This is a genomic window from Pseudomonas sp. CP-1, from assembly GCF_021213715.1.
Lineage (GTDB): Bacteria > Pseudomonadota > Gammaproteobacteria > Pseudomonadales > Pseudomonadaceae > Pseudomonas > Pseudomonas aeruginosa.
The window spans coordinates 106345-132634 of sequence record NZ_JAJQKY010000005.1 but is presented as its reverse complement, the minus strand read 5'-3'; the positions used below and the strand labels follow the sequence as shown (position 1 = coordinate 132634).

Genomic DNA, 26290 nt, shown 5'->3' with positions numbered 1-26290 from the left:
GGCAGGCAGTAAACTGCGCGCCTGTCGCCACTACCCTCGAATCGCCATGCGCCTGTCCCGCTTCTTCGTCGACCAGCCCCTCGCCCTCGGCCAGCACGACCTGCCCGAGACCCAGGCCCACTACATCGGCCGCGTGCTGCGGCACGCCACGGGCGACGCCGTGCAACTGTTCGACGGCAGCGGCCGGGAATACCTCGGCGAGCTGGTCGAGGTCGGCAAGAAGAATGTCCGCGTCGAACTCCGCGAGCAGTTCGCCGGCCAGCCCGACTCGCCCCTGCGTATCCACCTGGGGCAAGGCCTGTCGCGCGGCGAGCGGATGGACTGGGCGATCCAGAAGGCCACCGAGCTGGGGGTGGCGGAAATCACCCCGATCGTCAGCGAGCGTTGCGAAGTGCGCCTGAAGGACGAGCGCGCCGACAAGCGCCTGCAACACTGGCGCCAGGTGGCGATCAGCGCCTGCGAGCAGTGCGGCCGTTCGAGCCTGCCGCTGATCCATTCGCCGCTGGCCCTGGAGGACTGGCTGCGCGGGCGGGACGATGACCTCAGGCTGGTCCTGCACCCAGTAGCCGCCCCCCTGGCCAGCCATGCGCCGCCGTCGCGCCTGGCCTTCCTGGTGGGCCCCGAAGGCGGCCTGAGCGATGCCGAGGTGGAGCAAGCGCAGGCGGCCGGTTTCCACTCCGCGCGCCTCGGCCCGCGAGTGCTGCGCACCGAGACCGCGCCGGTGGTAGCGTTGGCGGTGGCCCAGCAACTCTGGGGCGACTTCGCCTGATATCCCTCCCGCCGCTTTACAACGGCGACAGCCAGTGAATACCGTTGCGCAACCCACTTCGCAACGGATCGCACGCATGGACACGCCCGTTACCTTCGATTGGAAGATCCGCCTGCCCGACGTGCTCGGCGTACTCCGCCGAGACTATGCCGGACGCTTCCCGCAGTTGGCCTCCGCCGCACTGGAGACGCTGCTGGAGCGCCTGCGCGACGACCTTCCCGAGGATTTCCTGCCAGCCCTCGGCCAGGAGCTGGAATCCCTGGGACTGGCGTTGGTGGAACGCCTGGACGAAGACGACAGCCTGAACCTGTACGTGGTCGGCGCCCCCCACAGCCAGCGCCTCCTCGATGCACTCGCAGCGCAGGGCCACAACGCCCGCACGCTGCGCCAGGAAAACGCCCCCGAGGGCGCCCGGGCGGCCCTCCCCGCCGCCGCGCCGGCCGGCCTGGCGCCGGCTTCGGCCTACATCTGCCTCGAACACGCCGAGCACCTGGCGCCCGGCCTGGCCATCGCCCGCCTGCCGGGCGAGGACAGCCGCAACCTGCTGGACCTGCGCCAATGGCCCAGGCTGCAACGCCTGCCCGATGGTGCGGAGGAAACCCAGGGCGCGTTGCTCTGCCGGGCCAGTTCGGCGGACGGCCTGCACGCCTGGGTCAGGATGACCCGTTCGGGAAGCCCCTACGCCTGGCTGCATCGCTCCCGCGACCTCGCCTCGTTGACGCCCGAACTACCGCCCTTGCCGCTGCCGCCGGCGCAGTCGTTGCGCCAACGCCGCACCCCGGAACTTGCCATCGGCCTGGCCGGGGACGACCTGCTCCTGGCCGACCGCGGCCTGTTCTTCCTCTATCCGGGCTTCGCCCAGGGCAACGACGAACCGCGGTTGCTCTTCGAGGTGCCGCAAGCGCGGCGCTCCATCGAGAATCCGTCGGCGGTCTTCACCACTCCGGACCAGCGCGTCTGCCTGCTCTCCCGCGGGCAGTTCTTCGAATGGCGCGAGGCACGCATCCAGCCCCTGCCGTTCCCCGTCGGCAAGGATCTGCCCGCCGATCCGGCGCAACCGACCTCGGCGGCGCCCGGGACCATCGTCTGGCTGGAGCGTGAAACGCTCTGCGAAGGCCGGCTCGACAGCGGCGAGATCCGCAGCCACTCGCTGGACGGCCTGGCCGAAGGTCCCTACCTGAAGCTCCAGGCCCTGGACGGAGGCTGGCTGCTCCTGGCGCCGTGGCTGGAACCGCATCGCTCGCGGGACCTCGCCCAGCTCTGGCACCTCGAATCCGGCCGGGCGCTGCGCATCCGCTACGGCGAACTGGACCTGGAGGGCGGACTACAGCACTGGGCGGAGCTGCCCGACGGCCGGATCGTCGTCGGCGACCATGCCCGGCATGTCGACCTCGGCAGGTTCGAAAGCCTGCGCCAACGCCTGCTGCGGCGGCGCCTGGCGCCGGCCTGAGGCGCGGCTACAGCCCGCGCAGCGCCAGTCCTGCCAGGCCGAGCAGGAGCACGCCGCAACCGGCGTAGCTGACGCGGTGCCAGAACAGCGAGGTGTTGCGCCGCAGCCAGTCCACCAGCGCCGCGCAGCAAAAGCACCAGATCAGCGATGAGAGCATGAAACCGGCGAAGAACACCAGCGACTGCGCCTGGTTCGGCGTGCCGTCGACGATCCCCGCCAGGGCGCTGCCGAGGGCGCCCCAATAGACCACGTTCTTCGGGTTGGACAGGGAGATCGCCGCGCCGGCGCCGAAGGCGTTGCGCCCCTGCTCGCCGGCATCCTCCGCCGCCAGCGGCGGACGCCAGGCGTCGCGCAAGCCTTGCACGCCGAGCCAGGCCAGGTAGGCGGCACAGGCCAGGGTCAGGGGAATCCGCACCTGTTCGTAGCCCAGCAGCAGCGCCAGCCCGGTGAGCCCGAGCAGGGCCCAGACGGCATCGCCGATCAGCGACCCCAGTTGCACCAGCAACGCCGGGCGGAAGCCGCCGGTCAAACCACGGCGCAGCGTTTCGCTGAACACCGCGCCAGGGGAAACATTGAAGGCGAAACCGAACAGCAGGGCGGCGAGGAAGATGGCGAGCATGGAACGACGACTCCGTGGTGGGTCGTCGGATTATCCCGGCCGGCGGCGGCGCCGACTTGAACCGGATTGCGCAGTTCAGCCGCGCACGGCGCGCTGGTAGCGGCCCGGCGAAATGCCGTAGGCGCTGGTGAAGTAACGGGTCAGGTGGCTCTGGTCGGCGAAGCCCAGGGCGTGGGCCACCTCGCCCACCGCCAGGCCACGGCGCAACAGGCCGAGGGCGCGGCGGGTGCGCAGTTGCATGCTCCACTGGCGCGGGCTGAGCCCGGTGGCCTTCTTGAACGCCCGCAGCAGGTGGTATTTCGACAGGCCCACCTGCTCCGCCATCCCATCCAGGTCCGGCGGCTCGGCCAGGCGCTCGGCGAGCAGCGCCTGCAGGCGGGCGACAGCCGGGCGCCCAGGATCGGCCCTCTGCGGCAGGCGGGTACCGCTCGCCGCCAGCAGGCGGCCGAGGAACTCCAGCAGGCGCTCCTCGCCCCGTTCGCGGGCGAAGCGGTCGCTGGCCAGCAAGGCTTCGATGCTGGCGGCCAACTCGCGGCCCAGCGCCGGATTGCGCAGCAGCGGGCGGTCGAACTCGACGGAGGAAAGATCCAGGCTGCTCGCCAGTTCGGCGGCAGGCAGATAGAGGCTGGCGAAGCGCCAGGGCTGGCCGTCGCGGACGCCGCCGCCCTGGATCTGCCCCGGGTTGTAGAGGGTCAGGTCGCCGCTGTCGGCCTGGAAGGTACGGCCATCCAGCCAGACATCTTCCAATCCGCAGAGGTTGGCGCTGATGACGAACTCGTCGTGGCTGTGCTTCTCGAAGCGGTGCCCGGCCAGGCTGGCGCTGGCGACCTCGAGGGAGGCGCCGATCCGCGCGTGCTGCAGGCCGGCCATGGACGGCTCAGATCAGGCCGGCGTCGGCGAGCTTCTCTTCGAGCCCGGCCAGGTCCGGAATCCGCGCGGTTTCGCCGCCGATGTCCACCGCCGCCAGTTCCAGCGCCGCCAGCGGCGCGGCGGTGCTCGCGAGATTGGCGTCCAGCCGCACCGAGCGCGGAATGCCCTGCACCAGCAGGGCGAGGAATTTCACATGGGGTCGTCCGCCGAGGGCGTTGATGACCACCACCCGCGCGCTGCTGCCGAGTACCGGCTGCTGTTCGCCGCTGGAGGCCGCCTCGAAGGACAGCAGCGGCAGGCGCAGGTCGCGCCAGGCCACCTGGCCCAGGTACCACTGCGGCACGCCGGCGGCGACCTGCGGGTTGCGATAGGCGATCAGTTCGGCCACGGCGACGTTGGGCAACAGCAGGGTGCGGTCGCTCAGCGGCAGGAGCAGCCCGGTGAGGCTGTCCGGGGTCGGGTTGGCTGGGGTGTTCCGGCTCATGCCATCCTGCTCGATCACGGCCTGGTTCATGTTTCGACTCCTGTCGGCGCGCAGCGTGCGGCCAGATGCTTGACCAATGCCTCGGCCAGTTCGCGGGGGCTGGCATTGAAACTGCTGTAACCGGCTTCGCGCAAGCTGTCCGGCATGCTCGAACAGACGCAACTGTCGGCGCGCTGGGTCCATACCTCGCCACCCTGGCGCCGCACGTAGGCGGCAGCGGCGCTGCCGTCGCTACCCATGCCGCTGAAGACGATCACCCCGCAGTCGGGCCCGAACTGCTGGGCCAGGTTGAGCATCATCTGGTCGATGGACGGGGTGTAGGGTTCCGGCCAGGGACGCTGGCTGCATTTCAGTCGCCCATCGTGGTGGAAACCGAGTTCGTGCAGCACCGGCACCACCATGACCTCGCCGCAACGCAGCGCTTCACCGTCGCGGACGTTCTTCACATGCCACTGGCTGTGCCGGCCGACTGCCTGCGGCAGGTTCTGCTCGAAGCTGGCGTCGATGTGCTGGGCATAGAGGAAGCCGATCGGCAGGCCGCCGGGCAAGGCGTCGAGAAATGCCTTCACCGCCGCCGGGCCGCCGAGCGAGGCCGCCAGCAGCCACACCTCGCGGGCCGCTTCGCCGGCCTGCAGCGGCATCGCCGCGAGGTCGCCGGGAATCTCCAGGCGCGGCGGACGCTCCTCGTCGAGCAATGCGCCGAGGCTGTCGCCAACGCCATCGCTGGGGTCGCCGATCAAGCGCTTCAGCTTGCCGATCAGCCGCCGCTCCCAGCGCGGGTAATGTTCGGTATGCCGCTCCGGCGCGTGGCCCTCGCCGAACAGCACCGGCGCACGGTCCTGCTCCAGCAGGCTGTCCAGCAGCGGCGAGTCGTCCTGCTGGGTCAGGTCCACCAGCCACAGGTCGGGCGCGCACTCCAGCGCGGCGTCGTCGACCCTGGCTGGGTCGGCGTTGAGCACCACCTCGTAGCCATGGCCGAGCAGCGCCTGTTGCAACACGTGGCGCTGCAACGAGGTGTCGGCGATCACCGCGACCCGTGGCGTGGCGCGCTCACTCATGCTGGCCGACCAGGGACTGGATGGCTTCGAGCAGCTCGGTTTCCTGGTAAGGCTTGCCGAGGTACTGGTTGACGCCGATGCCCAGCGCGCGCTCGCGGTGTTTCTCGCCGGTCCGCGAGGTGATCATGATGATCGGCAGGTTGCCCAGGCGCTCGTCGTGGCGCACCAGGGTGGCGACCTCGAAACCGTCCATGCGCGGCATCTCGATGTCCAGCAGGAGGATGTCCGGACGGTGCTCCTGGAGCTGGGCGATGGCGTCCACGCCGTCCTTCGCGGTCAGCACGTTCATGCCGTTGCGCTCCAGCAGGCGGGTGGTGACCTTGCGCACGGTGACCGAGTCGTCCACCACCATGACCAGCGGCGGCCGCTGCTGCTCGCTTTCGCTCGCCGCCATTTCCTGGCGCAGCGCCAGGCGTTCGCGACGGTTTTCCTGGCCGAGCAGCGCGTGCCGGGAGCGGATGGTCGCCAGCAGGTCGAGGATCACCACCACCCGGCCATCGCCGAGCAGGGTCGCCCCGGAAATCCCGGCGACCCCGGCGAACTGCGGACCGAGGCTCTTCACCACGATCTCGCGGGAACCGGCCAGCGAGTCGACCTGCACCGCCACCGCATGCTCCGAGGAGCGCACCAGGATCACCGGCAAGGGCAGCGACTGGCCGACCAGCTTGGGTTCCTGGCCGTTGTTCAGCAGCTCGCCGAGGTACTTCAGTTCGTAGGACTGCCCGGCGTATTCGAAGCTGGGCGTATCCAGCCCCGCCTCGCCGCGCTGGTCGTAGAGCGCCTCCAGTTCGTAGGGCGAAACCCGCACGATGCCCTCGATGGTGTTCAGCGGCACCGCGTAGAGATCCTCGCCGGATAGCACCATCAGCGCCCGGTTCACCGACACGGTGAACGGCAGCCGCACGTTGAAGCGGGTGCCCTGGCCCGGCTCGGTCTGGATGCTCACCGAGCCGCCGAGCTGCTTGACCTCGGAGTTGGCCACGTCGAGGCCGACGCCGCGCCCGGAGATCTGGGTGACCTTTTCGGCGGTGGAGAAACCGGACTCGAGCACGAACTGCAGCACTTCATGATCGCTGAGGTCGCTGTCGGCGCTCATCAGGCCACGCTCGATGGCCTTGCGCCGTACCGCGTCGAGGCGGATGCCGGCGCCGTCGTCGGAGAGGGTGAGGAGGATGTCGCCGCCCTCGCGGCCGATGTTCAGGCGGATCGTACCGTGCTCCGGCTTGCCCGCCGCGCGGCGCGTCTCGCCGGACTCGATGCCGTGGTCCACTGCGTTGCGCAGCATGTGCTCCAGCGGCGCGACGATGCGTTCGAGAACGGTACGATCCATCTCGCCGTCGGCGTTGCCGACCACGAACTCGACCTGCTTGCCAAGCTCGCCGGCCACCTGCCGGACGATCCGCCGCAAACGCGGTACCAGCCGATCGAACGGCACCATGCGGGTGCGCATCAGGCCTTCCTGGAGTTCGGTGTTGACCCGCGCCTGTTGCAGCAGCAGGGTCTCCGCGTCGCGGTTCTTCGCCGCCAGGGTTTCCTTCAGGTCGAGAAGGTCGGAGGCCGATTCGAAGAGTGCGCGCGAGAGCTGCTGCAACTGCGAATAGCGGTCCATTTCCAGCGGGTCGAATTCTTCGTAGCCGGCGCGTTCGGCATCGGCCTGGTGACGCGAGAGGATCTGCGCCTGGGTCTCGGTGTCGAGGCGGCGCAACTGGTCGCGCACCCGCTCGATGGTGGACTCCATCTCGCCGAGGGTGAAGCCGACGTCGCTCACCTGCTGCTCGACCCGGCCGCGGAAAATCGAGGTCTCGCCCGCCAGGTTGACCAGGTTCTCCAGCAGTTCCGCCGGCACCTTCACCAGTTCCTGCGGGGCACGCCGGGAAGCGGCCTCCTGGGCCGCCTCCTGGGCCTTGCGCACGAACGGCAGGGTGGTGGCCGGGGCAGCCGGAGGCGCCGCCTCGGCCGCCATGATCGCGCCGGCCGCCGGGGCCAGGCGGGTCAGCTCGGCCAGCGCGGAGGCCACCGCGCGGTCGGTATCGTCGGCCTGGACCAGCGCCTGGGCGGGCTCGGGCCGTTCACCGGCCTCGTCGTCCTCGGCCAGCCGCTCGCGCAACAGGTCGACCTGCCGCTGCAGGCCTTCCAGCCCCGACTGCGCATCCAGCAGCAGGCTGTCCGGCCACGGCGCGCCCTGTTGCTGCGCATCGGTGAGATGCTGCTCGAGGTCGTGGGCCAGGTTGCCCAGCTCGGTCTGCCCGGCCAGGCGCGCGCCGCCCTTGAGGGTGTGCAGGATCCGCAGCAGGTCGTCCAGCGGCTGGGCGTCGCCGTTGCCGCCGTCCCAGCGGCCGAGCGCCAGTTCGAGGTTCTCCAGCAGGTCGTCGGCTTCCTCGAGGAAGATGTCGAGGATCTCGCTCTCGTCGGCCGCCGCACCCTTCGCCGCCAGCGGCTTGAGGCTGACGCTGGTGGGTACGCTCAGTTGCTCGTCGGGATCGCTGCGCAGGCGCCTGATCTCCGCGATCAGCGCCTGCCCGTCGGGCAGCGTGCGATGGCCACGCACCGCCTCGAGCATCTCGGCCAGCTCGTCGTGGCAGCGCTGCAGCAGGCCGAACAAGGCCGGGCTGGCGCGCAGGCGTCCGCCGCAGAGGCCTTCGTAGAGGAATTCAAGCTCATGGGCGAGGTCGCCGATCTCGCCGATCTCGGCCATCCGCGCACCGCCCTTGAGGGTATGCAGGTCGCGCTGCAAGGCTTCCAGTTCGATGGTGTTGTCGACGTCGTCGATCCAGCGCTGCAACGCGGCGGCAGCGCTGTCGAGGATATCGAAGCCTTCCTCGAGGAAGATCTCCACCAGTTCGGGATCGCGCTCTTCGAACGCCTCCGCAGCGGGCGGCTGCGTCGCGGCAGGCGCGGCGGGCACCTCGACGGCCGGTGCAACGAGTTCCTCGACGGGGCTTTCCGCCTCGCCCGGTGTCGCGGCCTCGGCCAGAGGGCCCTGGCGGAACCGGCGGATCGCCTGGATAAGGTCGTGCGGGTCGGCCAGGGGCTGGCCGGCGCTCAACTGGTCGAGCTGTTCGGCCAGGCGGTCGTGACAGGCTTGCAGCAATCCGGCCAGTTGCGGGGAGTGCTGGTAACGGCGGTCGACCAGTCCTTCGTAGAGGGCCTCCAGCTCGTGGGCCAGGTCGCCGATCTCGGCGATCTCGGCCATTCGTGCGCCGCCCTTGAGGGTGTGCAGGTCGCGCTGCAGGGCGCTGAGCGAAGACAGCGCGCCCGGCTCGGCCTGCCATTGGGCCAGTGCCTGGCCGGCGCTTTCGAGGATGTCCACCGCCTCTTCGAGGAAGATCGACACCATTTCCTCGTCCAGCTCGCGGCCGGGAGCCGGTGCAGGCGCTGCCGGTACGGTCTCCTCGGCAGGCGTCCCGGCCTCTTCGAAGACCGCCTCGGGGAGGGCCAGCTCTTCGTCTTCCGGGGGGAAATCGTCGGCGCCGAGGCTCTCCGGGTCGATGAACGGAACGGCCTCGGCGGCGGGCGCTTCCAACAGTTCCTGCAGGGCCGCGACCCGCTCCGGACGCGGCGTGACCTGCAGGCCGGCGGCGACCTGGTCCATCATCCCGATCAGCGCCTCATGGGCCTGGCGGGCTTCCTCGAAGAACGCCGGGCTGACCGCCAGGCGGCCTTCCTCGACGGCATCGTAGAGCGCCAGCAAGGCCTGGCAGAGTTCTTCCACCTGCGGCAGCTCGGCATGCCGGGCGCCCTGGTCCAGAGCGCTGAGTTCCTCGCGCAGCGCGCTCAGCTCCTGGCGCTCCTGCGGATGCTCGTGCCAGCGCTCGAGCAAGTCCTCGGCGTCCAGCAGGATGTCCATGCCTTCGACGAGGAACGCCTCGATCAGCAACGGATCGCGGCGCTCGCCGGCATCGCTGTAGCGCTCGGCCTCGAGCGAGGCGATGCGCTCCTGGTGCAGTGCCTCGATACGCTCCAGCAGCGCATCGCTGCCGGGGATCGGGTTCAACGGCCGGTGCGCACCGACCTGTTCCAGGCCGATGCGGAACAGTTGCTCGGCGTCGTGCAGCAACTCGGCTTCGCGCAGGTCGAAGGCGAGCAGGTTGGACTTGTATTCCTTGACCAGTTTTTCCAGCGGCGTGGCGATCTCCGCGATCGGCAGGATGCCGGCCATGTGCGCGCTGCCCTTGAGGGTATGCAGGGCACGCTGCAAGGCATCGGTGACCGGCTGCGGCAGTTCGCGGGCGCAGTCGGCGAGGAAGCCGACCAGGGCCTCGAGATGGGTCTCCGCCTCGTTGGTGAAGATCTCCAGCAGTTGCGGATCGAGCAGTTCGACGTCGCTCTGCGCCTCGGCAGCGGCCTGCGGCGCGTCGGCCAATGGCGGCGCCTGGACGCCGTTCTCCAGGCTCGGCGGCTGCTCCGCCCCGGCCTCCGGCGGTACTCCGCCGTCGTCCGGCGCCGGCGGTTCCGGCAGCGGCTCGCCCTTGGCCAGGGCATGCGCGGTGGCCGCCAGCAGGTCGACATCGTCGCGCTGGCGCTGGGCATTGGCGGCGAACTCCTCGACCAGCTCCGGCAACAGGGCCACGACCTGGTCCACCACTCGCTGCACCGGCTCGCTGGCGGCGATGCTGCGATCGAGCACGCGGTTGAACAGGTTCTCTATCGACCAGGCCAGTTCGCCGATCACCAGGGCACGGACCATCCGTCCGCTGCCCTTGAGGGTATGGAAGGCACGGCGTACCTCGGTCAGCGCGTCGCGGTCGTCGTGGTCGGCTTTCCAGGCCGGCAGGTAGCGGCCGATGGTCTCCAGGACCTCGCCGGCCTCCTCGATGAAGACCTCGCGCAGTTCCTCGTCCACCGGCTCCTCGTCGGCCGGCGGCGGCAGCAGGCTGACCGGAACGTTCTGCGCCGGCGGGTTGATCGGCTGCACCGGCGCAGCCATCACCTCGGCCAGAGACAGGGCCGGCGCTGCGCTGGCGAGCGCCTCGGCGGCAGGCGGCGCCTCGGCCTCGGGCAATTGCACCTCGGGGAGATCGAGGTCGGAAAGATCCAGTTCCTCCAGGCTCGAGCCCTCCCAGGCGGACACCTCGCCCTCCACCTCCGGCAAGGCTACATCCAGCGGCAGCGGATCGAGCGCATCGAGAACCAGCTCCTGTTCAGCGGAGCCGTCGAAAGGCTCCAGCGCCGGCAACGGCTCGAGGCTTTCCAGCGGTGCGTCGAAGGACAGCGCCGGCTCCTCCAGGCTCAGATCCAACGTCTCGTCGGCCTGCGCCGGCTGCGCCAGGTCATCGCCGAGCCCCCACTGCTCCGGCAGCGACCAGTCCGCCAGGGCCGCCGGCCCGGAGGCCGGGGCCGCATCGGCGGGCAGGTCGAGGCCGGAGAGATCGATCTCGTCGAGGCTGAAATCGTCCAAGCTGCGGGCAGGCGCCGGGGTCGACTGCGGCTGGCCGCTCTCCTCGACCACCTCCGGCAACGCCGGCGGCACTTCGGCGGAATCGTCCAGCGGCAGGTCCAGGGCCAGGTCGAGGGACGGCTCGCCGGCGTCGGGCGCGACTTCGCCAAGGGTCCAGTTGTCGTCGCTGGCCAGCAGCGGGGCATCTTCCCTCGCCGCCTCGGCAGGAGCCGTGTCGGCGGGCGGTTGCTCCGCTGTCTCGGCGACCTCGACGACCGCCTCCGGCCTCACCGGCTCGGCAGCCGGGGACTCGATGGCAGCGGGCCCGGACAGGCCGGGCTCGGCCGGGGCCGACGAATTCGGTTTCAGCGTATAGCCGAGGTTCGCCAGGCTGTCCTCGGCGACGTCGAGGATCAGGTCGCTCTGGCTGGCATGGTCCTCGCTCAGGCGCTCCAGGTAATACTCGACGCTGGTGATGGCATCGGCCAGGGTATCCAGGCTCTGCCAGTCCGGCACCGCCTTGCGCGCCAGCAGCTGTTCCTGGATATAGCGGTTGCAGGTTTCCAGCAGGGTCGCGGCGCGCTCCAGCGGGATCATCGCCAGGCCGCCGCGGACTTGGGTCAGCAGCTCCGGCACGCGGGCCAGGTGCTCGTGGTTCCACTGCGAGGCGATGAACTCGATGATCGCGTCCTTGGCCTGCTCCAGACCGTTGCGCGCTTCCTTGATCACCAACTGGTGGATTTGCGCCACATCGGTGGTGGGCAGGCGGCTTTCCTCGCTGTTGCGCTCGTCGCCGGGACCGGCCATGCCGGCCAGGGTGGCCTCGACGTAGAGCAACGCGCCGGCGACGTCCATCAGGATCGCGTCGCTCGGCTCGCGGCGGCCCTGGGCCAGGGCGTGGATGACGTCCAACTGGTCGAGGATTACCTTGCGCGGTTGGCCGAAGCCGAGTACCGCCAGGGTATCGGCGATCTGCTTGAGCGGCGCCAGGAGGGCGTCCAGTTCCGAGGGGTGGCCACGGTCGCTGCGCACGAACAGGTCGAGGCTGTCCTTGATCCGCACCAGTTCCTCGCACAACGCACCGACCACCGAACGCATCGCGTCGCGGTCGGGTCCGGCGAGGCGGGCGCGCTCGGCATCCACCGTCTCGTGGTCGGGCAGCGCCTCGTCGAGGCGGTACTGTTCCTTCAGTGCGCGGATTCGCGGCGACTGCGAAGGCGCCTTGGCCACGTAGAACAGCAGGTTCTTCACCAGCTCGTCCGGCGCGGCCTGGTTCAGGCCGTCGGCGCCCTGCTCGACCAGGCGCTTGAGTTCGCGGTCGAGCTGGCGCAGCAGGGTGCGCACCGAGGCGCTGTTGACCACGCTACCGTTGGCCAGGCCCTCGACCAGGCCGGAAGCGATGCTCCACAGCGGCCCCAGCGGTGCCTCGCGGCACAGGCCCTCCAGGCGCGCATAGACACGCGCCAGGTAGCCGAGGCTGGTCGCCACGTCCTGGTTGCGCAGCAGGCCGACCAGGGCCATCTGCTGGGTCTGGCGCAGCTTGCGCAGCAAGCCGCCGAGTTCGTCGGTGCGCAGTTGCGCGATGGCCTCGCCGTCCAGTTGCGGCTGGCGCTGCGACAGGTCGGGCGCGAACAGGCTGGTTTCCGAGAGCAGCTTCTCGCCGCGCGCGGCGCGCAGGTCGTTGAGCAGCGGCAGGACCACCATCGGCAGGTCGCGCCGGGCGGTCTGGATCCGGTCGAGGTAGACCGGCAGTTGCAGGATCGCCTGCATCAGCACTTCCAGGGCCTCGCCCTGGTTCGGCACGCGACCGTCCAGCAAGGCCTGGACCAACTGCTCCATTTCCTCGGCGAGCAGGGCCGCGCCGTAGAACTCGACCATCTGCAGGGTGCCCTGCACCTGGTGCACGTAGGTCAGGCAGAACCGCATGCGGGTCGGGTCCTGCGGGTTCTCGACGAACGCTTCCAGCGCCTGGCGCGCCTGTTTCAGGGTTTCGGCGATCTCGCCTTTCACCCATTCCAGAGCGACGTAGTCGTGCCGGTCACCCATAGCCACTCCATTCATGTGCCTGAGTACCCCTTACGGGTAAAGGCCAGGACCCGCTCGTCGGCGACCGGCTCGAGCTCCGGATGGCTCCAGTCGACCACTTCGCCGACCCCGATCACCAGCAAGCCTCCCGGCGCCAGCCGTTCGGCCAACCGGTTGAGGATCTCGCGCCGTCGCCAGCGACGGAAGTAGATCAGCAGGTTCTGACAAAAAATCACGTCCATGCCGGACCAGGGCGCCTTCGCCAGGTCCAGCACATTCAGCCGGGCGCAGCAGACGCGCTCGGTCAGTATCGTTTTCACGCTGAAGCTGCCGTCGGCCTGGCGTTCGCAATAGCGTTCGACCAGTCCGGCCTCCAGTTGCTCCAGCTTGCGGGCCGGATAGTTCGCCTGCCGCGCCCGCTGCAGGGCGTGAAGGCTGATATCCGTCCCGGTGACGCCGAAAAAATCTTCCCGTTCCTGCCCGCGCAACGCCTGCGCGGCGCACATCGCCAGCGAGTAGGGTTCCTCGCCGCTGGAGCAGCCGACGCTCCACAGGGCCCAGGGCCGCGGCATGCCTTCGCGGCGCAGGCGCTCGCCCAGGTAGCGCTCGAGCAGCTCGAAAGACGGGGGATGACGGAAAAAACGGGTTTCCTGGACGGTCAGGCGGTCCAGCAGGGTCGCCCACTCCACTGCGCCACGCGGACCGTCGGTCACTTGGCGGTAGTAGCTGTGGTAGTCGCCGATGCCCAGTTCACGCATGCGCGCGGTCAGGCTGGCCTGCAGGAACGTCCGGCGCTGCTCGTTGAGCACCACGCCGGTGCGGTTCTCCAACAGGACCTGCCAGTCGCGGAACTCCGCTGCCGACATATCGGCCAGCGGCTGCAGTGACCAGACGCCGTTCGCCTGCATGCCGTGCCCCTCGTCCAAGGTGTCGACGCGGCGCCCGCCAGGCGGCCGCCGCGCCTATGCTCAGGCCTGCTCCACGCCCTCCGGCAGTTTGAAGCCGGATACCGAGTTGCGCATCTCGCTCGCCATCTTCGCCAGGTTGCCGATGCTCCGCGCGGTGGCGGTGGTACCGGCGGAGGTCTGCGAGGTGATCTCCTGAATGACGTTCATGGTGTTGGAAATGTGGCCGGCCGACGATGCCTGCTGACGGGCGGCGTTGGAGATGTTCTGGATCAGTGCCGCGAGGGTCTTGGATACCTTCTCGATCTCCTCCAGGGCCACACCGGCGTCCTGGGCCAGGCGCGCGCCGCGGACCACCTCGGAGGTGGTCTGCTCCATCGAGATCACCGCTTCGTTGGTGTCGGTCTGGATGGTCTTCACCAGCGCCTCGATCTGCTTGGTCGCCGCCGAGGAACGTTCCGCCAGTCGCTGTACCTCGTCCGCTACCACGGCGAAGCCGCGGCCCGCGTCCCCAGCCATCGACGCCTGGATCGCGGCGTTCAGGGCGAGGATGTTGGTCTGGTCGGCGATGTCGTTGATCAGGCTGACGATGTCGCCGATCTCCTGGGACGATTCGCCGAGGCGCTTGATTCGCTTCGAGGTGTCCTGGATCTGCTCGCGGATGTTGTCCATGCCGGTGATGGTGTTGTGCACCACCTCGTTGCCCTTGTTGGCAATGGCTACCGAACGTTCCGCTACCGCCGAGGATTCCGAGGCGTTCGCCGATACCTGGTCGATCGACACCGCCATTTCGTTGATCGCCGCCGAGGCGCCGGCGATTTCCTGCGCCTGGTGCTCGGAGGCTTCGGCCAGGTGCATCGCGGTGGACTGGGTTTCCTGGGCCGCTGCGGCCACCTGCACGGCGGTCTGGTTGATGGTCTCCACCAGTTCGCGGAGCTGGTCGATGGAGTAGTTGATCGAGTCGGCGATGGCGCCGGTGAAGTCCTCGGTCACGGTCGCGGCCACGGTCAGGTCGCCGTCCGCGAGGTCGGCGATCTCGTCGAGCAGACGCAGGATCGCGGCCTGGTTGCGGTCGTTCTTCTCAGCGGTCTCGGCCAGCCGGCGGTTGGTCTCGCGCACCATCACCAGGCCGATCAGGATGATCGAGGCCAGGGCCAGGGCGCCGAGGACGTAACCGGCGAACAGGTTGATGCTACGCCCGCCGGCCAGGTTCTCGAAGCCGTCGGCCAGTTGCGAGGCTTTGTCCAGCAGGGTCTGCGAAACGCTGAAGATGTTGTTCGCCGCTTCCCGGACCTGGAACAGGTCGGGCGAGGTCTCGAGGATCTCGTCCACCGAACCGGAGACGAACTCGAAGAGTTCGGCGATCTCGTTCAGGCGATCCACCGCCTCGGCGTTGGTCACCTTGGAGATGCTCATCGCCGCGTTGCCTTCCTGCATGCCCTTCAGTACGCGGCCGAACAGGCTGGCGTCGCGGCCGAAGCTGTCGGCGGCCTGCACCGAGTTCTCGTCGCCGGCCAGCACCTTGTTCACCGAGCCGAGGATACGTTCGGCGAGCAGCGACTGGCGCTGGGCGACCGCGACCTGGTCGGCCGGGGCACCGTTCTCCAGCAGGATGTCGACCACCTCTTCGTATTCCACCTGCAGCTGCGGGATGGTTTCGGCGAGGGTCGAGGCCACCTGGTGCAGGGACAGTACGGTCTGTTCGCTGGCGAGGATGGAGTCGGCGTTCTTGCGCAGGCCGTCCCAGTCCTGCTGCACCACGTCCATCTGCGGCTTCACCGCTTCGGGGCTGGGCGGCAGGGATGTGCTCTCGTCGCCGTTGACCAGGATGTTCCAGCGTTTCTCGAAGTCGTTGCGCGCATCCTTCAGGAGCTTGAACGCCTCGCCCTTGCCCGCCGCCGCTTCGGTGGCGTTCTTCGCGATCCGCTGCGACAGGACGCGCAGTTCGCCGGCATGGCCGATGTACTGCTTGTCATGGTTCGACTGGGTGTTGAGGTAGGCAAAGTTGGCGAACAGCAACACGATCGAGACGATGAGGACGATGAACAGCCCCGCGATCACCGAGCTGCTGCGCATGCCCGCGAAAAGATTGCCTGCGTTGATTTTCTTCATATTTGGCCCCCGCCCGGACCGACCACGATTACGATTTCCATGTCACGACACGGGCCGGCAGACCGGCCCAACCGGTGAAGCTGTTTATACGGCGACGTCGAGGAAGCCCTGGTGTTGCGCCAGCGCATGCGGGCTGAACACCAGCCACGGCTGCTCTCGATGGAAGACGCCATGAATGAAGGGTTGCAGTGCCGCTTCTAGTGGCGGCAGCTGTTCGCTGAAGGTGTCCACCGGGAAGTGCTGCATGCCGAACACCTCATCGACGATGAGGCCGGCGAACACGTCCAGGTGCTCCACCACCAGCACCCGCCGCTGCTTGCGCAAGGGCGACAGTTCGGTGCCGAGGAAACCGCAGAGGTCCATGATCGGCAGCAGGCGGCCACGTACGTTGGCCACCCCCTTGACCCAGGTCTTCACGCCCGGCAGCTGGGTGTAGCGCGGTTCGTGCAGGACTTCGCCGACCTCCCCCATGGGGGCGACGAAGAACCGCCCGCCCATGCGGAAGCCGATCCCGCTCCAGCTCTGCACCGCCTCCTGCTGGGCCGGCAGGCCGGCGGCCAGGCGTCGGCAGCGCTGATCGATGTCGACGAGGAGCTGGAAGGGGGTCTGAACGTCCGACATGCGGGGCCTGGTCTTTCCGGGGTCAGGGTGAGCGATGCGCTGCGACGGGCTCAGCCCGCCAGCACCGCATTGATGGTTTTCAGCAGGGTCTCTTCGTCCACCGGCTTGGTCAGGTAGTCGCGAGCGCCCTGGCGCTTGCCCCAGACCTTGTCGGTCTCCTGGTCCTTGGTGGTGACGATGATCACCGGGATGGCGCTGGTCTCGGCGTCCTTGGTCAATTGACGGGTCGCCTGGAAGCCGTTGAGGCCGGGCATGACGATGTCCATCAGGACCACGTCGGGCTTTTCCTGGCGGGCCAGGGCGACGCCGTCGCCGCCGTTCTCGGCCTTGAGTACCTGGTGACCATGCTTTTCCAGCATGGCGGTCAGCTTGTACATCTCGGTCGGAGAGTCATCAACAATCAAAATACGAGCCATGGGATCCCCATCACGAAATAAGCATCAACGGCCATGCGGCCGGATATCAGGAAACGGCGTCCACCGGGGTGAAGCTGGGTACGTGTGCCTTGATCGCGCCCAGCAGCTCTTCCTTGCTGAACGGCTTGGTGAGGTACTGGTCGGAGCCGACGATGCGCCCCTTGGCCTTGTCGAACAGGCCGTCCTTGGAGGACAGCATGATCACCGGGGTGGACTTGAACGCGCTGTTGTTCTTGATCAGGGCGCAGGTCTGATAGCCATCCAGGCGCGGCATCATGATGTCGACGAAAATGATGTTCGGATGGGTATCGGCGATCTTCGCCAGGGCATCGAAGCCGTCGATTGCCGTGATCACGTCGCAACCGACCTTTTTCAGCAGTGTTTCGGCGGTGCGACGAATCGTTTTCGAATCGTCGATCACCATCACTTTCAAACCGTCGGATTGCTGTTCCATGTTCGCCCTATATCGACTCGGTGAATCATTCTTCTGTGTTTTCTTCAGTGCGCTAACGCCCTGTCACCGACGGGCTGCGACCCAATCGCGGGCCTTTTTAGCACACTCGACGCAACTCTATCCATAATGCCCGGAACAGGCCGGCTTTTTCCTTGACCAAGCGCAAACGGGGCGCCAACCTGAGCGTCAAACCCGCTTGCCACGCGGCCTCCCCGCCGCGACCGGACAACCCACCCCCTTTCGGAGGAATTCCCATGAGCGTACGCCTCGGGATCGTCATGGACCCCATCGCGCGCATCAACTTCAAGAAGGACAGCTCGCTCGCCATGCTGCTGGCTGCCCAGGCCCGCGGCTGGTCGCTGTTCTACATGGAACAGCAGGACCTCTACCAGAAGGCCGGCGTCGCGCGTGGACGCATGCGCCCGCTGAAGGTCTTCAACGATGCCTCCCGCTGGTTCGAACTGGAAGCGGAAAGCGACCAACCGCTGCACGAACTGGACGTGATCCTGATGCGCAAGGACCCGCCCTTCGATAACGAATTCGTCTATTCGACCTACCTGCTGGAACAGGCCGAGCGTGCCGGCGCCCTGGTGGTGAACCGGCCGCAGAGCCTGCGCGACTGCAACGAGAAGTTCTTCGCCACGCAGTTCACCCAGTGCACTCCGCCGACGATGGTCAGCCGGCGATCCGATATTCTGCGCGAGTTTGCCGCCGAGCATCGTGACATCATTCTCAAACCCCTGGACGGAATGGGCGGTTCGTCGATATTTCGTCACCGCGAAGGCGACCCGAACCTCTCGGTGATCCTCGAGACCCTCACCCAGCATGGCAGCCAGCAGATCATGGCGCAGCGCTATCTGCCGGAAATCAAGGACGGCGACAAACGCATCCTGATGATCGACGGCGAACCGGTGCCCTACTGCCTGGCGCGCATCCCCGCCCAGGGCGAGACCCGCGGCAACCTCGCCGCCGGCGGCCGCGGCGTGGCCCAGCCGCTGAGCGAGCGCGACCGCTGGATCGCCGCCGAGGTCGGCCCGTACCTGCGCGAGCGCGGCCTGCTGTTCGTCGGCCTCGACGTGATCGGCAATTATCTGACGGAAATCAATGTCACCAGCCCGACCTGCATCCGCGAGATCGACCAGGCCTTCGACACCCGAATCGGCGACAAGCTGATGGACGCCATCGCCGCCCAGCTGGCTGCCCGCTGAATCGCGCGGGCGGGCCTCGGTCCGCCCGCCTCGGCCCGGCCGATGCGCCACGGCGAGCGACCGCGTGTCCAAGGCGCGGAGTGCGTCATAGACTTTTCCGCCCCCCATCGGCAGACTTCGCCCCACGCCAGCCACCACGATCCGCAATGAACGCCGCCGTCCTCAAGTCCCCCTCCGCCGCTGCCGGCGTCCGCCCGGCGGACCGTTTGGGCTTCACCCTGTTCATCGCAGCCATCCTGCACGTCGCCTTCATCCTCGGGGTGGGCTTCTCCATGCCCGCGCCGAGCCAGATCAGCAAGACCCTGGAAATCACCCTGGCCACCTTCAAGAGCGACAAGGCGCCGGAGAAGGCCGACTACCTCGCGCAGATGAACCAGCAGGGCAGCGGAACCCTGGAGCACAAGGCCGCGCCGAAGACCACCGAGGTCGCGCCGTTCCAGGACAACCAGGTGAAGAAAGTCGCGCCGCCGGCTACGCCGAAGCAGGCCAGGAGCGAAGAGGCGCCCAAGGCCGCGGTGACCACCACCCGCCAGCGCCAGCAGAAGGCACCGAGCAAGACCCAGGCACAGAAGGCCGAGCAGGTCGCCAAGCCGGCGCCGCATTTCGACTCAACCCAGCTGTCGGCGGAAATCGCCAGCCTCGAGGCCGACCTGGCCAAGGAGCAGCAGGCCTACGCCAAGCGCCCGCGCATCCACCGCCTGAGCGCCGCCTCGACCATGCGCGACAAGGGCGCCTGGTACAAGGAAGACTGGCGCAAGAAGATCGAACGCATCGGCAACCTCAACTACCCCGACGAGGCCCGCCGGCAGAAGCTCTACGGCAGCCTGCGGCTGCTGGTGTCGATCAACCGCGACGGCACCATCTACGAGGTGCAGGTGCTGGAGTCTTCCGGCGAGCCGATCCTCGACCAGGCCGCCCAGCGCATCGTCCGCCTGGCCGCGCCCTATGCGCCGTTCAGCGGCGACCTGGCCGACATCGACCGGCTGGAGATCATCCGTACCTGGCGCTTCGAACGCGGCGACCGGCTGTCCAGCAAGTAGCGCCGGCAAGGCTGGCTTTCTCGCGTCCGAAGCAGGACACTAGCGGCCATGAAACAGAGCAGCCCAACCTACCTCAAGCATCATTTCCTGATCGCCATGCCGCACATGGCCGACCCCAATTTCGCCCAGACCGTGACCTACCTGGTCGAACACAACGAGCAGGGCGCCATGGGCCTGGTGATCAACCGTCCCAGCGGCCTCAACCTGGCGGAAGTCCTCGAACAGCTCAAGCCGGACGCCCTGCCGCCGGCGCGCTGCCAGCACATCGACATCTACAACGGCGGCCCGGTGCAGACCGACCGCGGCTTCGTCCTCCATCCCAGCGGCCTGAGCTACCAGTCGACCCTGGAACTGGGCGAGCTGGCGATGTCCACCTCGCAGGACGTGCTGTTCGCCATCGCCGCCGGCACCGGCCCGGAAAAGAGCCTGATCAGCCTCGGCTATGCCGGCTGGGAAGCCGGCCAGCTGGAGGCCGAGCTGAGCGACAACGCCTGGCTGACCTGCCCGGCGGACCCGGCGATCCTCTTCGACCTGCCGGCCGAGGAGCGCCTCAGCGCCGCCGCCGCGCGCCTGGGCGTCAACCTCAGCCTGCTCACCGCCCAGGCCGGTCACGCCTGATGGCCAGCGACAAGCCGCTGCGCCTGCTGCTGGGCTTCGACTACGGCACCCGGCAGATCGGCGTCGCCGTCGGCCAGGCGGTGACCGGCCAGGCCCGCGAGCTGTGCGTATTGAAGGCGCAGAACGGCGTGCCGGACTGGAACCGGGTGGAAGCGCTGATCAAGGAATGGCAGCCGGACGCCATCGTCGTCGGCCTGCCGCTGAACATGGACGGCAGCCCAAGCGAGATGAGCGAGCGCGCGGAAAAGTTCGGCCGCCGCCTCAACGGCCGTTTCAACCTGCCGGTCTTTACCCACGACGAACGCCTCACGACCTATGCCGCCAAGGGCGAGCGCCTGGCCCAGGGCCAGCGCGACGGCTACCGCGAGCGACCGGTGGACGCCCTGGCCGCCGCCCTGCTGCTGGAAGGCTGGCTGGCCGAACACCCGGATTGACCCATGGCAGCCGGCACGCCGCCGGTTGCCATTATGCTTTCGCCACCGCGGGCGCCTCCCTACAGCGGGCTCTCCCGGCGGCCATCCCATCGATGTCAGCGAGGAGCCACCATGAGCCTACCCAATCCCGCCGAACTCCTGCCGCGCATGGCCAGCGACCTGCGCGCCCATCTCGCCGAGCGCGGCATCGAGCGGCCGCGCTTCGTCGGCATCCATACCGGCGGCATCTGGGTCGCCGAGGCGCTGCTGAGGGAACTGGGCAACCAAGAGCCGCTGGGCACCCTCGACGTCTCCTTCTACCGCGACGACTTCACCCAGAACGGCCTGCATCCGCAGGTCCGCCCGTCGGCGCTGCCGTTCGAGATCGACGGCCAGCACCTGGTACTGGTGGACGACGTGCTGATGAGCGGCCGCACCATCCGCGCCGCGCTCAACGAACTGTTCGACTACGGCCGTCCGGCCAGCGTGACCCTGGTCTGCCTGCTCGACCTGAACGCCCGGGAGTTGCCTATCCGCCCCGACGTGGTCGGCCAGACCCTGTCCCTGGGTCGCGATGAACGGGTAAAATTGGTCGGTCCCGCACCGCTCGCCCTCGAGCGCAAGGTCCTTTCCTCCGCTTCCTGATCCTCTTCACTAGGGCCTGCCCCATGCCGACAGACGCCAAGCGCCCGCTGCAGCTCAACGACCAGGGCCAGCTGCGCCACTTCATCTCGCTCGACGGATTGCCCCGCGAGCTGCTCACCGAAATCCTCGATACCGCCGATTCCTTCCTGGAGGTCGGCGCCCGCGCGGTGAAAAAGGTCCCGCTGCTGCGCGGCAAGACCGTCTGCAACGTGTTCTTCGAGAACTCCACGCGCACCCGCACCACCTTCGAGCTGGCCGCCCAGCGGCTGTCGGCCGACGTGATCAGCCTGAACGTATCCACCTCTTCCACCAGCAAGGGCGAGACGCTCACCGACACCCTGCGCAACCTGGAGGCGATGGCCGCCGACATGTTCGTGGTGCGCCACAGCGACTCGGGCGCGGCGCACTTCATCGCCGAGCACGTCAGCCCCAACGTGGCGGTGATCAACGGCGGCGACGGCCGCCACGCGCACCCCACCCAGGGGATGCTCGACATGCTGACCATCCGCCGGCACAAAGGGAACTTCGAGCAGCTATCGGTGGCGATCGTCGGCGATATCCTGCATTCGCGAGTAGCCCGTTCGAACATGCTGGCGCTCAAGACCCTGGGTTGCCCGGACATCCGCGTGATCGCCCCGCGCACCCTGTTGCCGATCGGACTGGAAGAGCAGTACGGCGTGCGCGTGTTCACCAACGCCGACGAAGGCCTGAAGGACGTCGACGTGGTGATCATGCTGCGCCTGCAACGCGAGCGCATGCAGGGTGGCCTGCTACCCAGCGAGGGCGAGTTCTTCAAGCTCTACGGCCTGACCGAGAAGCGCCTGAAGCTGGCCAAGCCGGATGCCATCGTCATGCACCCTGGCCCGATCAACCGTGGCGTGGAGATCGAGTCGGCGGTGGCCGACGGTGCCCAGTCGGTGATCCTCAACCAGGTCACCTACGGCATCGCCATCCGCATGGCGGTGCTGTCCATGGCCATGAGCGGCCAGAACACCCAACGCCAGCTGGAACAGGAGGACGCCGAATGACCATCAGTATCCGAGGCGCCCGCGTCATCGACCCGGCCAGCGGCCTGGACCAGGTCGGCGACCTCCACATCGAGGCTGGCAAGATCGTCGCCATCGGCGCCGCGCCGGCCGGCTTCAGCGCCCAGAAGACCCTCGACGGCGCCGGCCTGGTGGCCGCGCCGGGACTGGTCGACCTCAGCGTCGCCCTGCGCGAGCCGGGCTACGGACGCAAGGGCAACGTCGAAAGCGAGACCCGCGCCGCCGCGGCCGGCGGCACCACCAGCCTGTGCTGCCCGCCCTACACCCGGCCGGTGCTGGACACCCCGGCGGTGGCCGAGCTGATCCTCGACCGCGCCCGCGAGGCCGGCAACGCCAAGGTCTACCCCATCGGCGCGCTGACCCGCGGCTTCGGCGGCGAGCAACTGTCGGAACTGGTGGCCCTGCGCGACACCGGTTGCGTGGCCTTCACCAATGGCCTGCATGGCTTCGCCAGCAACCGCATCCTGCGGCGCGCCCTGGAGTACGCGGCGACCTTCGACCTGACGGTGATCTTCACCTCGCAGGACACCGATCTCGCCGAAGGCGGCCTCGCCCACGAAGGCCCGACCGCCAGCTTCCTCGGCCTCGCGGGGATCCCGGAAACCGCCGAGACCGTGGCCCTGGCCCGCAACCTGCTGCTGGTGGAACAGAGCGGCGTGCGCGCGCACTTCAGCCAGTTGACCAGCGCCCGCGGCATCGAACTCGTCGCCCAGGCCCAGGCCCGTGGCCTGCCGGTGACCTGCGACGTGGCGCTGTACCAGTTGATCCTCACCGACGAAGCGCTGGTGGGCTTCTCCAGCCTCTACCACGTGCAACCGCCGCTGCGCACCAAGGCCGACCGCGAAGCCCTGCGCGAGGCGGTGAAGAACGGCGTGGTACAAGCCATCGCCAGCCACCACCAACCCCACGAGGCGGACGCCAAGAACGCGCCGTTCGCCGCCACCGAGCCGGGCATCAGCGGCGCCGAGCTGCTGCTGCCGCTGGCGATGACGCTGGTGCAGGACGGCCTGCTCGACCTGCCGACCCTGCTCGCCCGCCTCTCCCACGGCCCGGCCCAGGCCCTGCGCCTGCCTGCCGGGCGCCTGGCGGTGGGCCAGGCCGCCGACCTGGTGCTGTTCGACCCGCAGGGTTCGACCCTGGCCGGTGAGAGCTGGTACTCGAAGGGGCAGAACAGCCCGTTCGTCGGTCACTGCCTGCCGGGACGAGTGCGCTACACCCTGGTGGACGGACACCTGACCCACGAGGGTTGATCCCTGCCACCATGAAAGAGCCCGCCATCCGGCGGGCTTTTTCATCTTCGCGTTCGCGATTCCGGGGGCGTATCCGTTGCCGGGGCGGGCGCCCTATCCCAGCCTCTGCCACCAACCCGCCTCAACGGCAGGGCGAATAACGCGGAGCGTTATCCGCCGAGGCATGCTCGCCGGGAACACCCGATGGCCGGCAGCCGTGCCGGTCGGCGCCGCTCCCTGCGGAGCCTCAGATCTTCGCCAGCGCCTGCGCGAGGTCGGTCTGCAGGTCCTCCAGCGCCTCGACGCCCACCGACAGGCGGATCAGTGAGTCACCGATGCCCAGTTCGGCGCGGGTTTCCGCCGGGATGCTGGCGTGGGTCATGATCGCCGGATGCTCGATCAGGCTTTCCACCCCGCCCAGGCTCTCCGCCAGGGAGAAGATCCGCACGTTCTCCAGGAAGCGCCGAGAGCCGGCCAGGTCGCAACGCAGGTCGAGGGAGATCATCCCGCCGAAGCCACGCATCTGCCGTTTCGCCAGCTCATGCTGCGGGTGCGAAGCCAGGCCGGGGTAGTAGACCCGCGCCACCTGCGGCTGGCGCTCCAGCCACTGGGCCAGGGCCAGGGCGTTGCTGCAATGGCGCTCCATGCGCAGCGCCAGGGTCTTCACCCCACGCAGGGTGAGGAAGGCGTCGAACGGCCCGGAGATGGCGCCCACCGAGTTCTGCAGGAAGCCCAGGCGCTCGCGCAGGTCCGGGTTGTCGCCGACGATGGCGATGCCGCCGATCACGTCGGAATGGCCGTTCAGGTACTTGGTGGTGGAGTGCACCACCACGTCGAAGCCCAGTTCCAGGGGGCGCTGGATGTAGGGACTGGCGAAGGTGTTGTCGGCCACGCTGATGATGCCGCGGGCGCGGCAGAGCTGGGCGATGGCGCGCAGGTCGGTGAGGCGCAGCAGCGGGTTGCTCGGGGTTTCCACCCAGACCATGCGGGTTTCCGGGGTCAGCGCGGCCTCGAAGGCCTGCAGGTCGGTCGGGTCGACGAAGCTGAAGCGATGCCCGGCGCTGCGCCGGCGGACCCGCTCGAACAGGCGGAAGGTACCGCCGTAGAGGTCATTGCCGGAAACGATGTGGGAACCGGCGTCGAGCAATTCCAGCACCGAAGAGATCGCCGCCAGGCCGGAGGCGAAGGCGAAGGCCTGGGCGCCGCCCTCGAGGTCGGCCACGCAGCGCTCCAGGGCCCAGCGGGTCGGGTTGTGCGAGCGGCCGTAGTCGAGCCCCTTGTGTACCCCGGGGCTTTCCTGGATATAGGTGGAGTTGGCGTAGATCGGCGGCATGATCGCGCCGGTCGAGGGATCGGGGGCCTGCCCGGCGTGGATGACCCGGGTCGCAAAGGCCTGGGCCGGGGCGTCGGGATGCTGGTCGTGCTGGCTCATGCGAGCTTTCTCCGCAAATGGTTCAACAGGTCGAAACGGGTGATCAGGCCGTGGAAGCCGCTGGCATCGGCAACGATCGCCACCAGGCCGCGGTCCAGGACCGCCTGCAACTGGGCCAGGCTGGCGCCGGGCGCGAGGGTCTCCGGCGCGGCGTTCATCGCGCTGCTTACCGCATCGCGGAAGCGTGGCGCGTCGGCGTGGACACCGAGCAGGATATCCGACTCGTCGATCACACCGACCAGTTTTCCATCGTCCAGCACCGGCAATTGCGAAACATCGGCCAGGCGCATGCGCTGGAAGGCGGTGAGCAGGGTGTCGTCCGGACCGACGCTGATCACCCGGCCCTCCTCGAAGCGCCGCGCGATGATGTCGCGCAGGTCGCCGTAGTGCTTGCGTTGCAGCAGGCCCTGGTCGGTCATCCACTGGTCGTTGTAGATCTTCGACAGGTAGCGGGTGCCGGTGTCGCAGACGAAGCTGACCACCCGCTTCGGCTCCTTCTGCTCGCGGCAGAAGCGCAGCGCCGCGGCCAGCAGGGTGCCGGTGGAGGAGCCGCCGGGAATGCCCTCGACGCGCAACAGTTCGCGGGCCATGGCGAAGCTTTCCTCGTCGCTGATGGAATAGGCATGGCGCACGCTGGAGAGGTCGGCGATGGCCGGTACGAAGTCCTCGCCGATGCCCTCCACCGCCCAGGAACCCGGCGTACCCAGGGTGCCGGAGCGGGAGTACTCGGCCATGATCGAGCCCTCGGGGTCGGCGAGCACCATCTCCAGCTCCGGCTGGACCTTCTGGAAGAACCGGGTAAGGCCGGTCAGGGTACCGGAGGAGCCGACGCCGACGACGATGGCGTCGAGATCGTGGCCGGTCTGCGCCCAGAGCTCCGGGCCGGTGCCGCACTCGTGGGCCAGCGGGTTGGCCGGGTTGTTGAACTGGTCGGCGAAGAATGCGCCGGGAATGTCCTGCGCCAGGCGCGCGGCAACGTCCTGGTAGTACTCCGGATGGCCCTTGCCGACGTCCGAGCGGGTGATGTGCACCTCGGCGCCCATGGCGCGCAGGTGCAGGACCTTCTCGGTGGACATCTTGTCCGGCACCACCAGCACCACCCGGTAGCCCTTGGCGCGGCCGACCAGGGCCAGGCCGAGACCGGTGTTGCCGGCGGTGGCCTCGACGATGGTGCCACCGGGCCGCAGGCGGCCGTCACGCTCGGCGGCCTCGATCATGGCGACACCGATGCGATCCTTGATGGAGCCGCCGGGGTTCTGCGATTCGAGCTTGAGGAACAGGGTGCAGGGGCCGGTATCGAAGCGCGTCACGCGAACCAGCGGGGTGTTGCCGATCAGGTCGAGCACGGCGGGGCGTGAGTCGGAAGTCATCTTTTCTCCTTTCGGTGTTTCCGCACGGAGCGATACGGTGCGCGGCCTCGTGAGCCATTGCACCTATCCGTTCTGGGGCTTGCAGACCATAGGGGCTGGCGCGCGCGGGCGCCAATAACCTACAGGTAG

General features: G+C 68.4%; 21 protein-coding genes. 9 read left to right on the top strand and 12 right to left on the bottom strand.

Annotated elements, in window-relative coordinates:
• Positions 1-46: 46 nt before the first annotated feature.
• A complete protein-coding gene (locus LT948_RS12385) occupies positions 47-769 on the top strand; it encodes a 16S rRNA (uracil(1498)-N(3))-methyltransferase (RefSeq protein WP_015502226.1) in 723 nt (240 codons plus the stop codon).
• A gap of 34 nt (positions 770-803) precedes the next feature.
• Entirely contained in the window at positions 804-2219 is a 1416-nt protein-coding gene (locus tag LT948_RS12380; protein ID WP_033938508.1) for a hypothetical protein, read from the top strand.
• A gap of 7 nt (positions 2220-2226) precedes the next feature.
• Here the strand turns inward: LT948_RS12380 and LT948_RS12375 are convergent, their stop codons facing one another.
• The 10 genes from LT948_RS12375 to pilG all read right to left on the bottom strand — a co-directional run bounded on the left by LT948_RS12375 (position 2227) and on the right by pilG (position 17160).
• The gene (locus LT948_RS12375) at positions 2227-2838 is read right to left on the bottom strand and encodes a LysE family translocator (protein WP_003111540.1); all 612 of its coding nucleotides are present in this window, start codon (positions 2836-2838) and stop codon (positions 2227-2229) included.
• A 75-nt stretch (positions 2839-2913) separates the two neighbouring features.
• The gene (locus tag LT948_RS12370) at positions 2914-3708 is read right to left on the bottom strand and encodes an AraC family transcriptional regulator (protein ID WP_003128976.1); all 795 of its coding nucleotides are present in this window, start codon (positions 3706-3708) and stop codon (positions 2914-2916) included.
• Positions 3709-3715: 7 nt separating this feature from the next.
• Positions 3716-4222, bottom strand: coding sequence for a chemotaxis protein CheW (locus LT948_RS12365; RefSeq protein ID WP_003084602.1), 507 nt, complete (start codon positions 4220-4222; stop codon positions 3716-3718).
• Positions 4219-5250 carry a chemotaxis protein CheB gene (locus LT948_RS12360; RefSeq protein ID WP_003084598.1) on the bottom strand — a complete coding sequence of 344 codons (1032 nt, stop codon included), beginning with the start codon at positions 5248-5250 and terminating at the stop codon, positions 4219-4221. Before LT948_RS12360 ends, LT948_RS12365 begins: the two co-directional genes overlap by 4 nt.
• Complete coding sequence (chpA, locus tag LT948_RS12355) at positions 5243-12673, bottom strand: chemotaxis signal transduction system protein ChpA (RefSeq protein ID WP_073657363.1); 7431 nt, start codon at positions 12671-12673, stop codon at positions 5243-5245. The genes LT948_RS12360 and chpA overlap by 8 nt, the downstream gene beginning before the upstream one ends.
• An 11-nt stretch (positions 12674-12684) precedes the next feature.
• Complete coding sequence (pilK, locus tag LT948_RS12350; RefSeq protein WP_003084594.1) at positions 12685-13560, bottom strand: type 4 fimbrial methyltransferase PilK; 876 nt, start codon at positions 13558-13560, stop codon at positions 12685-12687.
• A gap of 60 nt (positions 13561-13620) precedes the next feature.
• Positions 13621-15669 carry a chemotaxis chemoreceptor PilJ gene (gene pilJ, locus LT948_RS12345; RefSeq protein ID WP_003084592.1) on the bottom strand — a complete coding sequence of 683 codons (2049 nt, stop codon included), beginning with the start codon at positions 15667-15669 and terminating at the stop codon, positions 13621-13623.
• A gap of 84 nt (positions 15670-15753) precedes the next feature.
• Positions 15754-16290: a chemotaxis protein CheW gene (locus tag LT948_RS12340; protein ID WP_003084590.1), complete on the bottom strand. Its 537-nt coding sequence runs from the start codon at positions 16288-16290 to the stop codon at positions 15754-15756.
• A gap of 50 nt (positions 16291-16340) precedes the next feature.
• On the bottom strand, positions 16341-16706 hold the full coding sequence (pilH, locus tag LT948_RS12335) for a twitching motility response regulator PilH (protein WP_003084587.1): 366 nt from the start codon (positions 16704-16706) through the stop codon (positions 16341-16343).
• A 46-nt stretch (positions 16707-16752) separates the two neighbouring features.
• Entirely contained in the window at positions 16753-17160 is a 408-nt protein-coding gene (gene pilG / locus LT948_RS12330; protein ID WP_003084583.1) for a twitching motility response regulator PilG, read from the bottom strand.
• 254 nt (positions 17161-17414) lie between these two features.
• Between pilG and gshB the strand changes: the two genes are divergently transcribed.
• From gshB to LT948_RS12295, 7 genes are all read left to right on the top strand, one after another.
• On the top strand, positions 17415-18368 hold the full coding sequence (gshB, locus tag LT948_RS12325; RefSeq protein ID WP_073657364.1) for a glutathione synthase: 954 nt from the start codon (positions 17415-17417) through the stop codon (positions 18366-18368).
• A gap of 146 nt (positions 18369-18514) precedes the next feature.
• Positions 18515-19408 carry a TonB family protein gene (locus LT948_RS12320; protein ID WP_003084580.1) on the top strand — a complete coding sequence of 298 codons (894 nt, stop codon included), beginning with the start codon at positions 18515-18517 and terminating at the stop codon, positions 19406-19408.
• A 48-nt stretch (positions 19409-19456) separates the two neighbouring features.
• Positions 19457-20026 carry a YqgE/AlgH family protein gene (locus LT948_RS12315; protein ID WP_003084577.1) on the top strand — a complete coding sequence of 190 codons (570 nt, stop codon included), beginning with the start codon at positions 19457-19459 and terminating at the stop codon, positions 20024-20026.
• A complete protein-coding gene (ruvX, locus tag LT948_RS12310; protein WP_003084575.1) occupies positions 20026-20460 on the top strand; it encodes a Holliday junction resolvase RuvX in 435 nt (144 codons plus the stop codon). The genes LT948_RS12315 and ruvX overlap by 1 nt, the downstream gene beginning before the upstream one ends.
• A gap of 111 nt (positions 20461-20571) precedes the next feature.
• Complete coding sequence (gene pyrR, locus LT948_RS12305; RefSeq protein WP_003084574.1) at positions 20572-21084, top strand: bifunctional pyr operon transcriptional regulator/uracil phosphoribosyltransferase PyrR; 513 nt, start codon at positions 20572-20574, stop codon at positions 21082-21084.
• A 23-nt stretch (positions 21085-21107) separates the two neighbouring features.
• Positions 21108-22112, top strand: coding sequence for an aspartate carbamoyltransferase catalytic subunit (locus LT948_RS12300; protein ID WP_003084569.1), 1005 nt, complete (start codon positions 21108-21110; stop codon positions 22110-22112).
• On the top strand, positions 22109-23380 hold the full coding sequence (locus LT948_RS12295) for a dihydroorotase (protein WP_004365041.1): 1272 nt from the start codon (positions 22109-22111) through the stop codon (positions 23378-23380). The genes LT948_RS12300 and LT948_RS12295 overlap by 4 nt, the downstream gene beginning before the upstream one ends.
• Positions 23381-23606: 226 nt before the next feature.
• Here LT948_RS12295 and LT948_RS12290 read toward each other — a convergent pair whose 3' ends face one another.
• Together LT948_RS12290 and LT948_RS12285 are read right to left on the bottom strand one after the other, a co-directional pair.
• The gene (locus LT948_RS12290; RefSeq protein ID WP_023092310.1) at positions 23607-24791 is read right to left on the bottom strand and encodes a cystathionine gamma-synthase; all 1185 of its coding nucleotides are present in this window, start codon (positions 24789-24791) and stop codon (positions 23607-23609) included.
• On the bottom strand, positions 24788-26161 hold the full coding sequence (locus tag LT948_RS12285; RefSeq protein WP_003084562.1) for a pyridoxal-phosphate dependent enzyme: 1374 nt from the start codon (positions 26159-26161) through the stop codon (positions 24788-24790). Before LT948_RS12285 ends, LT948_RS12290 begins: the two co-directional genes overlap by 4 nt.
• Positions 26162-26290 lie beyond the last annotated feature (129 nt).